Source organism: Lentzea alba, from assembly GCF_047445655.1.
Taxonomy (GTDB): domain Bacteria; phylum Actinomycetota; class Actinomycetes; order Mycobacteriales; family Pseudonocardiaceae; genus Lentzea; species Lentzea alba_A.
In genome coordinates this window covers 44,532-55,915 of the sequence record NZ_JAJAEG010000038.1, presented here as the reverse complement: position 1 = coordinate 55,915, position 11,384 = coordinate 44,532, and the positions used below count along the sequence as shown (strand labels likewise).

Sequence of the window (11,384 nt, the reverse complement as noted above, 5' to 3'; positions counted from 1 at the left end):
CGTGGCCCCGCCGCCAGTTGGGACGGGAACACGGTGAACGAGATCGTGCAGTCGTTGTGCATCAAAGGTTTGTGCAGCGCATGCCGTCGAACCGACCGTTGTCGCTCGACTGCTCGTCCGCGGGCCGTCGCCGACTGGGTGCACGAGGTGATCTGACCGGAGTAGCGGCCGTGTTCCTTGCGTCATCAAAGACACAGCCGCTTCACCGGGCATCCACCGCTCGGTCCAACTAGGTTGTGTTCATGTTCCACACGCTGGCCGTGCCCGTGATAGCCGCGCCCATGGCAGGCGGCGCCTCCACCCCCGAGCTGGTCGCCGCGGTGACCGAGGCAGGCGGGTTCGGGTTCCTCGCGGCCGGTTACATCACCGTCGAGCAGCTCGCGGAGAAGATCAAGCAGACCAGCGAGCTCACGAGCAAGCCGTTCGGGGTCAACCTGTTCGTGCCGGGTACACGGCCGACGGCGGACATCTCGTCCTACGTGGACCGGGTCACGGCGTGTGCGGAGAAGGTCGGCGCGAAGCCGGGTGAGCCGCGCTGGGACGACGACAACTACGCCGCGAAGCTCGAGCTCGTGCTGGCGTTGCGGGTCCCGGTGGTGTCGTTCACGTTCGGGCTGCCCGACGTGGACGACGTGCAGCGGCTCAAGGCGTCCGGCGCCACGATCGTGGTGACCGTCACCACCCCTAGCGAGGCACGACAGGCGCAGCAGATCGGTGCGGACGTGCTGTGCGTGCAGGGGGCGGACGCCGGCGCGCACCGCGGCACGTTCACCGACGACGGCATCTCGCCCGGTGGTGGCGAGTTGTACGGGACGCTCGCGGCGCTGCGGCTCGTCAAGGGCACGGTCGACCTGCCGGTGATCGCGACCGGTGGCCTGATGACCGGTGCGGACGTCGCCGCCGTGCTCGCGGCCGGAGCGGTCGCGGCCCAGCTCGGCACCGCGTTCCTCGGATGCCCGGAGGCCGGAACCGCTGCGGCGCACCGGGAAGCGATCCTCGAAGGGGCTCGCCGGACCGCGCTCACGAGGGCGTTCAGCGGGAGGCCGGCCCGCGGGCTGGTGAACCGGTTCCTGATCGAGAACAGCCCCCACGCGCCGGCTGCGTACCCGAACGTGCACCACCTGACCAAGCCCGTGCGCGCGACCGGGGACCTGGAGGTCATGTCGCTTTGGGCGGGCACCACGTACGCGCTCGCGACGACCGAACCGGCCGCCGAGATCGTCCAGCGAGTGCACGCCGAGCTGCTCGAAACGGTAAATGCCTTGGCGGAGCGCTTCCGGCGCGGCTAGGAAGGAGAGTGTGACCTCGCTCTCCGAAGAGACGTTCCGCGTGCTGATGGACTCCGCGCCGACGTTCGCCACGTTCCTGGGCCTGCCCGGCTGGGACGACCAGCTCGAAGACGTCAGCGTCGACGGCGAGCAGGTCATCCGCGCCAGGCTCGCGGACATCCTCTCGCGCGTCGACGAGAGCGACGAGGACCCGATCACGCGCGCCGTCATCAGGCACCAGGCCGAGTCGGTCATCACGAACATCGACGCCCGGCTCGTCGAACACACCGTGGTCTGGGCGATGACAGCGCCGGTGGCGAACCTCCTCTCGTTCGCCCACGAGATCGACTTCTCGCAGCGGCGGCACCTGGTGCCACGCCTGCTCTCCCAGACCGCCGACCGGCTGCTCAACACCGACCGCAGGCCGGTGCGCCGGCACGTGCGGACCGCCGCTACCCACGTCGAACGCTTCCTCGCCTCGCCGACCCAGGAGTGGGAGGGTGACGCGGACCTGCGGCCGGCGTTCGCCGCGTACCGCGACGTCGTGCTGTCGCTCGAAGGCCGTGACGACGAGCAGGCGGGCCTGTGCTGGTTGCCGGAGGGCGAGGCGAACTACGCGAAGCTGGTCCGCGACTTCACCACCACGTCGCTGAGCCCGGCCGAACTGCATCAGCTGGGACTCGACCTGATCGCGAACCTGCGTGAGGAGTACGCGGAGATCGGCTCGCGGGTCTGGGGCACGAGCGAGGTGCCGGAGATCTTCCACCGGTTGCGCACGGAACTGTTGTGGGCCAACGAGAACGACATGGTCACCAACGCCCTGGAGGCCGTCGCGCGGGCCGAGGCCGAGGCGCCGAAGTGGTTCAGCCGGATGCCGAGAACGCGCTGCGAGGTCAGGTTGACGCCGGAGCAGGACCGGGCGGTCGCCCCGCTCGCGTACTACGACAGCGGCGCTGTCGACGGGTCCCGGCCCGCCACCTACTTCGTGAACCCGTTGGGCGCCACCGAACGCAGCCGCACGCTGTCCGAGGTGGTGGCGTTCCACGAGGCGATTCCCGGGCACCACTTCCAGATGACGATCGCCGCTGAGACCGACCTGCCGAACGTCCGCAGGTTCGCGTCGATCGAGTCCTACCTCGAAGGCTGGGGCCTCTACACCGAACGCCTGGCCGACGAGATGGGCCTGTACTCGTCGGAAGAACAACGCCTCGGCATGCTGGGATTCGACGCCATGCGCGCCGGCCGGCTCGTCGTCGACACCGGCCTGCACGCGTTCGGGTGGTCGCGCCAGAAGGCCATCGACTACCTGCGCGAGAACACCGTGATGTCCGAGACCGAGGTCGTCGCGGAGGTCGACAGGTACATCGAGGCGCCCGGCCAGGCCCTCGCGTACATGGTGGGGCGCCTGGAGATCCAGCGTCTGCGCGCCGAGGCCCAGGCGAAGCTGGGCGACCGGTTCGACCTCAAGGCGTTCCACGACCTCGTGCTGGAGAACGGCCCCGTGCCGCTCTCGACCCTCGGCGACCTCGTCACCACGTGGGCCTCCGCATGATCGCGGAGGAGATGTTCGCGGCGTTCATGGAACGCGACCCGTTGTTCGGGTCGCTGCTGGGCGTGCCGGGCTGGGACGACCGGATCGAAGACCTGAGCGTCGACGGCGAACAGGCGTTGCGGGCCCGGCTCGCGGACGTCCTGCGCAGAGCCGAGACGAGTGGCGAGGACCCCGTCACGCTGGCGGTGGTCCGGCACCAGGCCGAGATGATCATCAACCAGATCGACGCGCGGCTGGTCGAGCACGTCGTCGCGGAAAGCCTGGCCGCACCGGTCAACCGCCTGCTGCTCAGAGCTTCCGAGACCGACATGTCGCAGCGGGCCGGGCTGGTGCCGCGGTTCGTCGACCAGGTGGCCGTGCGGGTGCGCGACTCCGGCCGCCGGCCGTTGAGCCGTCATCTGCGCAGCTCCGCGGCCCGGCTCGACGGTTTCCTGAAGTCTCCGGTCCAGGAATGGGAACACGACTCCTCCGCACCGATCCGGGCCTCGATCGCCGCGTATCGCGAGACCTTGTTGTCGCTCAAGGGGCGTGACGACGAGCAGGCCGGCCTCTGCTGGTTGCCCGACGGCGAGGAGAACTACCGCAAGCTGGTCCGCGACTACACGACCACCTCGCGCACCCCTGCCGAGCTGCACCAGCTCGGGCTGGACCTGATCGCGCGGTTGCGTGAGGAGTACGCGGAGGTCGGCTCACGGCTGTGGGGCACGTCCGACGTGCCGGAGATCTTCCGCCGGTTGCGCACGGAACTGTTGTGGGACAACGAAGAAGAGATGGTCGCGCACGCAGTGGAGGCGATCGCGCGGGCCGAGGCCGTGGCACCGCGGTGGTTCAGCCGCCTGCCGCGGATCGGCTGCGAGGTCCGGCTCGTGGACGAAGCCGAACGCGGGACCGCGCCGATCGCGTACTACCTGGAGGCGGCGCTCGACGGCAGCCGTCCCGGCGTGTACTGGCTGAACCCGTTGGGCGCCACCGAACGCAGCCGCACGCAGTCCGAGACGACGGCGTTCCACGAAGGGGTGCCCGGCCACCACTTCCAGACGACCCTGGCTGCCGAGACGGACCTGCCGGACATCCGCAAGTACGCGTCGATCGACGCGTACCTCGAAGGCTGGGGCCTCTACAGCGAACGCCTGGCCGACGAGATGGGCCTGTTCTCGTCGGACGAGCAGCGCTTCGGCATGCTCTCGGCGGACGCGATGCGCGCGGCCCGGCTCGTGGTCGACACGGGCCTGCACGCGCTGGGGTGGCCGCGTCAGCAGGCGATCGACTACCTGCGCGAGAACACCGTGATGCCCGAGCCGGAGATCCAGGCCGAGATCGACCGCTACATCGAGGTGCCGGGTCAGGCGCTCGCGTACATGGTGGGACGTCTGGAGATCCAACGACTGCGGGCCGAGGCTCAGGCGGAGCTGGGCGACCGGTTCGACGTCAAGGCGTTCCACGACCTCGTGCTGGAGAACGGCCCGATGCCGCTCTCGACCCTCGGCGAACTGGTCGCCTCGTGGTCATCTCTCCGCTAAGAAGGACAGCGTGACCAAGCTCGCGGATGAGATGTTCCAGGCCTTGATGGACTGGATGCCCCTGTTCCCCACGTTGGTGGGCCTGCCGGGCTGGGACGACCAGCTCACGGACCTGAGCCCGGAGGGCGAGCAGGCGTTGCGAGCCCGGATCACCTCCGTTCTGGAGAAGGCTGAGACCAGCGACGAGGACCCCGTCACGCTGGAGGTCGTCCGGCACCAGGGCAGGATGATCGTCGACAAGATCGACGCCCGGCTGTTCGAGCACACCGTCGCGACCGGGACGCACGCGCCGGTCAACGGGCTGCTCCTGATGGCGCCGCAGATCGACATGTCCAAGCGGTCGGGGAAGATCGCGCGGTTCGTCGACCAGGCGGCCGAGAAGGTGCGCGGCTCCGACCGCAGGCCGTTGCGCCGGCACCTGGAGTCCGCTGCCACGCGCTTGGAGAAGGTCCTCGCCGCGCCCGTGCAGCAGTGGGAGGGCGATCACTCCGCGGAGATCCGTGCCTCCGTGGCCGGGTTCCGCGACGTGCTGCGGTCGATCTCCGACGGCCGCGGCGACGACCAGCCGGGTCTGTGCTGGTTGCCGGAGGGCGAACGGAACTACGCGAACCTGGTCCGCAACTACACGACCGCCGCGTACACCCCTCTCGAACTGCACCAGCTGGGGCTCGACCTGATCGCGCGGTTGCGTGAGGAGTACGCGGAGATCGGCTCACGGCTGTGGGGCACGTCCGACGTGCCGGAGATCTTCCGCCGGTTGCGCACGGAACTGTTGTGGAACAACGAAGAAGAGATGATCGCCAGCGCGGTCGAGGCGGTCGCACGGGCTGAAGCCGAGGCACCGAACTGGTTCGGCCGCATGCCGAAGGTCGGTTGCCAGGTGCGCCTTGTCGACGAGGCGGAGCGCAAGAACGCGGCGATCGCGTACTACATGGACGCCTCGCTGGACGGCACCCGGCCCGGCACGTACTGGCTCAACCCGTTGGGGGCCACCGAACGCAGCCGCACGTTGTCCGAGGTGACCGCGTTCCACGAGGCCGTGCCGGGCCACCACTACCAGCTGACCATCGCCGCCGAGACCGACCTGCCGGACATCCGCAAGTTCGCGTTCATCGACGCCTACATCGAGGGCTGGGGCCTCTACACCGAGCGCCTCGCCGACGAGATGGGGCTGTACTCGTCGGACGAGCAGCGCCTCGGCATGCTCGGCACCGACGCGATGCGCGCCGGGCGACTGGTCGTCGACACCGGCATGCACGCGCTCGGGTGGACCCGGCAGCAGGCCGTCGACTACCTGCGCGAGAACACCGTGATGGCGGTGCCGGAGATCGACGCCGAGATCGACAGGTACATCGAGGCGCCGGGCCAGGCGCTGTCGTACATGGTGGGGCGGCTGGAGATCCAGCGGTTGCGCGGCGAGGCGGAGGCACGGCTGGGTTCGCGGTTCGACATCAAGGCGTTCCACGACCTGGTGATCGCGAGTGGCCCGGTGCCGCTGTCGACTCTCGGTGGTCTCGTCAACGTGTGGTCGGAGGCGGTCTGATGTCGCTCGCGGACGAGATGTTCCAGGCGTACATGGACTGGTCGCCCTGGAGCGCCTCGATGTACGGCCTGCCGGGCTGGGAGGACCAGCTCGAGGACCTGAGCGTGGACGGCGAACAGGCGTTGCGGGCGCGCGTCGCGGACATCCTGGGCCGGGCGGAGACGAGCGACGAGGACCCCGTCACCCTGGCCGTCCTCAAGCACCAGGGCGAGTCGATCGTGACCCGGATCGACTCCAGGCTGATCGAACACACGGTCGCGACCGGGCTCGCCGCGCCGGTGAACGCGCTGCTCATGCTCGCGTCGCAACTGGACGTGTCGCAGCGGCTCGGCAAGATCCCGAGGTACGTCGAGCAGGCGGGCGAGCGGATCCGCGACTCCGACCGGCGGCCGCTGCGCCGGCACCTCCAGGCCGGTGTGACGCGCGTGGAGAGGTTCCTGGCTTCTGCTCCTGAAGAGTGGGAAGGCGAGCTCTCCCCGGAGATCCGCGCCTCCGTGGCCGGGTTCCGCGACGTGCTGGTGTCCATCGAGGACGGTCGTGGCGACGATCAACCCGGCCTCTGCTGGTTGCCGGAGGGCGAGAAGAACTACGCGAACCTGGCCCGCAACTTCACGACCACGTCGCGCACCCCGGACGAGCTGCACAGGTTGGGGCTGGACCTGATCGCGCGGCTGCGTGAGGAGTACGCGGAGATCGGTTCGCGGGTGTGGGGTACGTCCGACGTACCGGAGATCTTCCACCGGTTGCGCACGGAACTCTTGTGGGACAACGAAGAACAGATGATCGAGCACGCGGTGGAGGCGATCGCGCGGGCTGAGGCCGAGGCGCCGAAGTGGTTCGGGCGCATGCCGAAGGTCGGTTGTCAGGTGCTCCCCGTCGCCGAGGCCGAACGGGAGACCGCGGGCATCGCGTTCTACCTGCCGGCACCGCTGGACGGCAGCCGTCCCGGCACTTATTGGCTGAACCCGTTGGGCGCCACCGAACGCAGCCGCACGTGGTCGGAGGCGACGGCGTTCCACGAGGCGGTGCCCGGTCACCACTACCAGCTGAGCATCGCGGCGGAGAACGATCTGCCCGACATCCGGAAGTTCGCGTTCATCGTGCCGTACCTCGAGGGCTGGGGCCTGTACACCGAACGCCTGGCCGACGAGATGGGGCTGTACTCGTCGGACGAGCAGCGGTTCGGCATGCTGAGCCTGGACGCGATGCGTGCCGCCCGGCTGGTGGTCGACACGGGTCTGCACGCGTTCGGGTGGACGCGGCAGCAGGCCGTCGACTACCTGCGGGAGAACACCGTCATGCCGGAACCCGAGATCCAGGCGGAGATCGACCGGTACATCGAGATGCCCGGTCAGGCGCTCGCGTACATGGTGGGGCGCCTGGAGATCCAGCGCGTGCGCGAAGAAGCGGCCGCCCGGTTGGGCGACCGCTTCGACGTGCGGGCGTTCCACGACCTGGTGATCGGGATGGGCCCGGTTCCGCTGTCGGTTCTCGATCAGCAGGTCACTGCTTGGACTGCTTCTCCATGACGGAGTTCCGCTTCGAGTAGGCGAAGTAGATGATCAGGCCGATCCCGAACCAGACCGCGAACCGCAGCCAGGTCTCCGGCGTGAGGAACGTGATCAGCCAGATCGAGAAGATCACGCCGATGATCGGCACCACCGGCATGCCCGGCGTCTTGAACGTGCGGGGCAGGTCGGGCTGCTTGTAGCGCAACACGATCACGGCGATGCACACGACGACGAACGCCAGCAGGATGCCGATGTTGGTGAGTTCGGCGGCCTCGGCGATCGGCAGGAACCCGGCGATGATCGCCGAGGCGATGCCCAGCACCCAGGTGATGCGCGACGGCACGTGCTTCACCGGGTGCGTCTTCGCGAACCACTTGGGCAGCAGGCCGTCGCGGCTCATCGAGTAACCGACGCGGGCGGCGCCCAGGAGGAACGTGAAGAGCACCGTCGTGATACCCAGGATCGCGCCGACGCTGATGATGATGCCGAGCGCGGGCAGGCCGATGTCGGCGAACGCCGTGGCGAACGCGGACTCCGAGTCGACGTCCTTGTAGCTCACCATGCCGGTGAGCACGAGACAGGCCAGCACGTACAGCACCATCGAGATCGCGAGCGAGTAGATGATCGCCTTCGGCATGTGCCGCTGCGAGTCCTTCGACTCCTCGGCCGCCGTCGACATCGCGTCGTAGCCGAACACCGCGAAGAACACCGTCGCCGCACCCGTGAGCGCACCCGAGATGCCGAACGGGAAGAACGGGTTGTAGTTGTCGGTGTTGATGTGGAACACGCCGACGCCGATCACCAGCAGCACCACGGCGACCTTGAGGTACACCAGCGTGGTCTCGAACCTGGCCGCGTTCTTCATGCCCATGTTCAGCACGTACGCGATCAGCAGGCACAGCACCACCGCGAACAGGTTCACCTTGTACGTGCCCGCGGCGACGTCACCTGTTTCGGTGCCCGGCGCGCCCAGCATCCACTGCGGCAGGTGGAGGTTGAGCAGGCTCAGCAGTTCGGTGAAGTAGCCCGAGATGCCGATCGCGACCACCGCCACGATCGCGGTGTACTCCAGCAGCAGGTCCCAGCCGATGAACCAGCCGACGACCTCACCCAGCACCGCGTAGCCGTAGGTGTAGGCGCTGCCCGCCTTGGGGATCAGGCCGGCGAACTCCGCGTAGGAGAACGCGGCCGCCGCGCTCGCGATGCCGGCCACGAGGAACGAGATCAGCACGGCCGGACCGGCGGTCTTGTTCGCGACGGCGCCGGCGAGCGAGAAGATGCCCGCGCCGATGATGCCGCCGATGCCGATCGCGGTCAGCTGCCACAGGCCCAGAGTTCTGGTGAGCCCGTCGCCCTTGTCCTCCGCGATCTGGTCGATGGGCTTGCGCCTGAAGACGCCCTGCGTAGTCATGCTTCGGCTCCCTTGCAGAAGTGGGTCCGGGCGAACCTATTCGTGTCAACTGTCACGCGGTTTGTCCGGACCCACCAATCAGGGAGCCAAATTTTGGCCGATTGTGCTGTTTGTGCTAGCGGGTGAATACGATCTTGCCCGCGGTCTCACCGTCGAGCATCTGCTTCAACCCCTGCTCCGCGTCCTCGAACTTGAGCTCCGCACCGATCTGCGGCTTGAGGCCGTTGAGGGAGCAGAACTGGATCAGATCGCCCAGCTCCTCACGGGTGCCCATGGTCGAGCCGACCACGCGCAGCTGCAGGAAGAACAGCCGCTGCAGCTCCGCGGCCGTGGCGTCGCCGGACGTGGCGCCGGAGATCACCACGATGCCGCCGGGCTTGAGCGCCTTCATCGAGTGCGACCACGTGGCCTTGCCGACGGTCTCGAACACCGCGTCGACCCGTTCGGGCAGGCGGGCACCCGACTCGAAGGTGTCGTGGGCGCCGAGGGCGGTGGCCAGTGCACGCTTCTCCTCGGTGCGGCCGGTGACCCACACGCGGAAGCCGGCGGCGCGGCCGAGCTGGATCAGCGCGGTCGAGACACCGCCCGAAGCGCCCTGCACGAGCATCGTCTGGCCGGGGCGCAGGCCGGACTTCACGAACAGCATCCGGTACGCCGTGAGCCACGCCGTGCCCATGCAGGCGGCCTCGGCGAACGACAGGTCGGCGGGCTTGGGCAGGGCGTTGCGGGCCGGCACCGTGACGTAGTCGGCGAACGTGCCCTGGTGCTTCTCGGTGAGCAGCGTGCGCTTCGGGTCGAGGGTCTCCTCTCCCGACCAGTTCGGGTCGCCGATGACCGAGTGCAGCACCACCTCGGTGCCGTCGTCGAGGACGCCGGCGCCGTCGCAGCCGAGGATCATCGGGAACTGCTCGGGCTTGATGCCGACCCCGCGCAACGTCCACAGGTCGTGCATGTTGAGGCTGGCGGCCCTGACCGCGACGCGCACCCACCCGTTCGGGACCTCGGGGTCGGGGCGCTCGCCGACGCGAAGCGAGGCCAGCGGGTTCTCAGGACTGGGTTCTGCTGCGTAAACGGCGAACATGGTTCGCAACATACCGAGGCAAGGCCTGGCCAAACGCGGTGACTCCGGTCACGAGGCTAGGCTCGGGGTCGTGGACTGGTTGGTGCAGTGGTGGGACGGAGTCGAGCTGTGGGTCGTGCAGCTGCCCGTCGCCGTGCAGTTCCCCGTCGTGATGATCGTGGTGCTGCCGCTCTGCCTGGGTGTGGCGCGGCTGATCGACCGCGTGGCTGACTGGGGTGCCAAGAACCCGGCGTCGGCGCCCGACGCCGCCCCTGAGCCGGAGCCCGAGCCCGAGAAGGTCGCCGCGTGAGCCCTGGTCGCCGCCTGACCGTCGCACTGGTCGGCCTGATCGCGCTGGTCGTGGTCGGGTGGTTCGTCAAGGACAACGTCGCGAACCCCGAGAAGCCGCCCGCGAGCATCCCGCCGTCGGTTTCCGCGCTCGCCGTGCCCGGTGTCTCGTCGGGCCTGGACGTCCAGGCGTTGTCGAAGCTGCCCGCCGAGGCCGCGAAGACGTGGAAGCTGATCGAGTCCAAGGGGCCGTTCCCGTACCCGCGCAACGACGGCGTGACGTTCCAGAACCGGGAGAAGCGGCTGCCGCAGAAGGACTCCGGGTACTACAAGGAGTACACGGTGCCGACGCCGGGAAGCTCCGATCGCGGTGCGCGCCGGTTGGTGACGGGTGCGGAAAAGGAAGTCTTCTACACCGCCGACCACTATTCGACGTTCGTCGTCGTGGACGTGTCGAAGTGAAACGGCACATTCTCGTTTCGGAAAAGAAGGCGGCGATCACGGCTATTGCCGAGGCGCTCGACTTTCCGGAGTGGTTCGGGCACAACCTGGACGCGTTGTACGACAGCCTGACCGATCTGTCCTGGCTGCCCGGCGGCGAGTACACGTTGGTCGTGCCGGTTGATTTGGACGCGTCCGTTTTGGAAGTGCTTCGTGACGCTGTGAAGCGGAACGCTGAATCAGGTGATCACAAGCTGCGGGTGATTCGCACAGAACGGTGACCCGGGCTGCGGATTGACCGTCCAGAGTGGACAGTGCGATTCCATGGGAACGCATTTTCGTCGCACGGGCCTTTTGCTCGTGCTCGCCGCGGTCGTCGCTGCCTGCGACTCGGACGCGGATCTGGGGCAGGTGTCCGCCGCCTCCGTGAGCGAGGTTGCCGCCAAGGCCGGGGACCCCGACTGCACGCAGGAAGAGCCGTTCACGCCGTTCGACACGATCGACGGCGACAACCCGATCGTCATGCAGAACGGCCGTGTGATCGAGCTGCGCGCGTCGAACAAGTCCAAGTGTGCGTGGGGGCGCATCTCCTCCGGTCAGCCCGGCGAGGAGATCTGGACTGACCGGAAGGACCCCACGGCCAACGAGCACGAGGGGCCCCTCGGTCACACACGCATCGACTCGGGTACCGCGAAGTTCACCGAGGCGTTCAAGAACGACGGTCGCGTCATGCGCGCCTGCGGGTCCGTGCAGGGCGTCGTCGAGTGCACCGGCTGGTTCTGATATCCAA

General features: G+C 68.3%; 10 protein-coding genes and 1 pseudogene. 9 read left to right on the top strand and 2 right to left on the bottom strand.

Annotation, left to right across the window (positions count from 1 at the left end; translation table 11 throughout):
• The first annotated feature begins 242 nt into the window (after positions 1-242).
• The 5 genes from LFM09_RS42490 to LFM09_RS42470 are packed head-to-tail and all read left to right on the top strand — an operon-like array spanning position 243 to position 7,412.
• Complete coding sequence (locus LFM09_RS42490; RefSeq protein WP_414102292.1) at positions 243-1,289, top strand: NAD(P)H-dependent flavin oxidoreductase; 1,047 nt, start codon at positions 243-245, stop codon at positions 1,287-1,289.
• Positions 1,290-1,299: 10 nt separating this feature from the next.
• Positions 1,300-2,820 (top strand): DUF885 domain-containing protein, encoded by a 1,521-nt coding sequence (locus LFM09_RS42485; protein WP_414102291.1) that lies wholly within the window; start codon positions 1,300-1,302, stop codon positions 2,818-2,820.
• A complete protein-coding gene (locus LFM09_RS42480; RefSeq protein WP_414102290.1) occupies positions 2,805-4,340 on the top strand; it encodes a DUF885 domain-containing protein in 1,536 nt (511 codons plus the stop codon). The genes LFM09_RS42485 and LFM09_RS42480 overlap by 16 nt, the downstream gene beginning before the upstream one ends.
• A 10-nt stretch (positions 4,341-4,350) precedes the next feature.
• Positions 4,351-5,883 carry a DUF885 domain-containing protein gene (locus tag LFM09_RS42475; protein ID WP_414102289.1) on the top strand — a complete coding sequence of 511 codons (1,533 nt, stop codon included), beginning with the start codon at positions 4,351-4,353 and terminating at the stop codon, positions 5,881-5,883.
• Entirely contained in the window at positions 5,883-7,412 is a 1,530-nt protein-coding gene (locus LFM09_RS42470) for a DUF885 domain-containing protein (RefSeq protein ID WP_414102288.1), read from the top strand. The genes LFM09_RS42475 and LFM09_RS42470 overlap by 1 nt, the downstream gene beginning before the upstream one ends.
• On the opposite strand, the gene LFM09_RS42465 is transcribed toward LFM09_RS42470, so the two are convergent.
• Positions 7,387-8,805, bottom strand: a complete 1,419-nt coding sequence (locus LFM09_RS42465; protein ID WP_414102287.1) for an amino acid permease — start codon at positions 8,803-8,805, stop codon at positions 7,387-7,389. The two genes, LFM09_RS42470 and LFM09_RS42465, sit on opposite strands and share 26 nt — an antisense overlap.
• A 115-nt stretch (positions 8,806-8,920) precedes the next feature.
• Positions 8,921-9,886 (bottom strand): zinc-binding dehydrogenase, encoded by a 966-nt coding sequence (locus tag LFM09_RS42460; protein WP_414102286.1) that lies wholly within the window; start codon positions 9,884-9,886, stop codon positions 8,921-8,923.
• 70 nt (positions 9,887-9,956) lie between these two features.
• Between LFM09_RS42460 and LFM09_RS42455 the strand changes: the two genes are divergently transcribed.
• The 4 genes and pseudogenes from LFM09_RS42455 to LFM09_RS42440 all read left to right on the top strand — a co-directional run bounded on the left by LFM09_RS42455 (position 9,957) and on the right by LFM09_RS42440 (position 11,377).
• Positions 9,957-10,175 carry a hypothetical protein gene (locus tag LFM09_RS42455; protein ID WP_414102285.1) on the top strand — a complete coding sequence of 73 codons (219 nt, stop codon included), beginning with the start codon at positions 9,957-9,959 and terminating at the stop codon, positions 10,173-10,175.
• Complete coding sequence (locus LFM09_RS42450; RefSeq protein ID WP_414102284.1) at positions 10,172-10,615, top strand: ribonuclease domain-containing protein; 444 nt, start codon at positions 10,172-10,174, stop codon at positions 10,613-10,615. The genes LFM09_RS42455 and LFM09_RS42450 overlap by 4 nt, the downstream gene beginning before the upstream one ends.
• Positions 10,612-10,767 (top strand): annotated as a pseudogene (locus tag LFM09_RS42445) (barstar family protein); the annotation flags it as partial. The gene LFM09_RS42450 and the pseudogene LFM09_RS42445, both read left to right, overlap by 4 nt.
• 151 nt (positions 10,768-10,918) lie before the next feature.
• Positions 10,919-11,377 carry a hypothetical protein gene (locus tag LFM09_RS42440; protein WP_414102283.1) on the top strand — a complete coding sequence of 153 codons (459 nt, stop codon included), beginning with the start codon at positions 10,919-10,921 and terminating at the stop codon, positions 11,375-11,377.
• Positions 11,378-11,384: the final 7 nt, after the last annotated feature.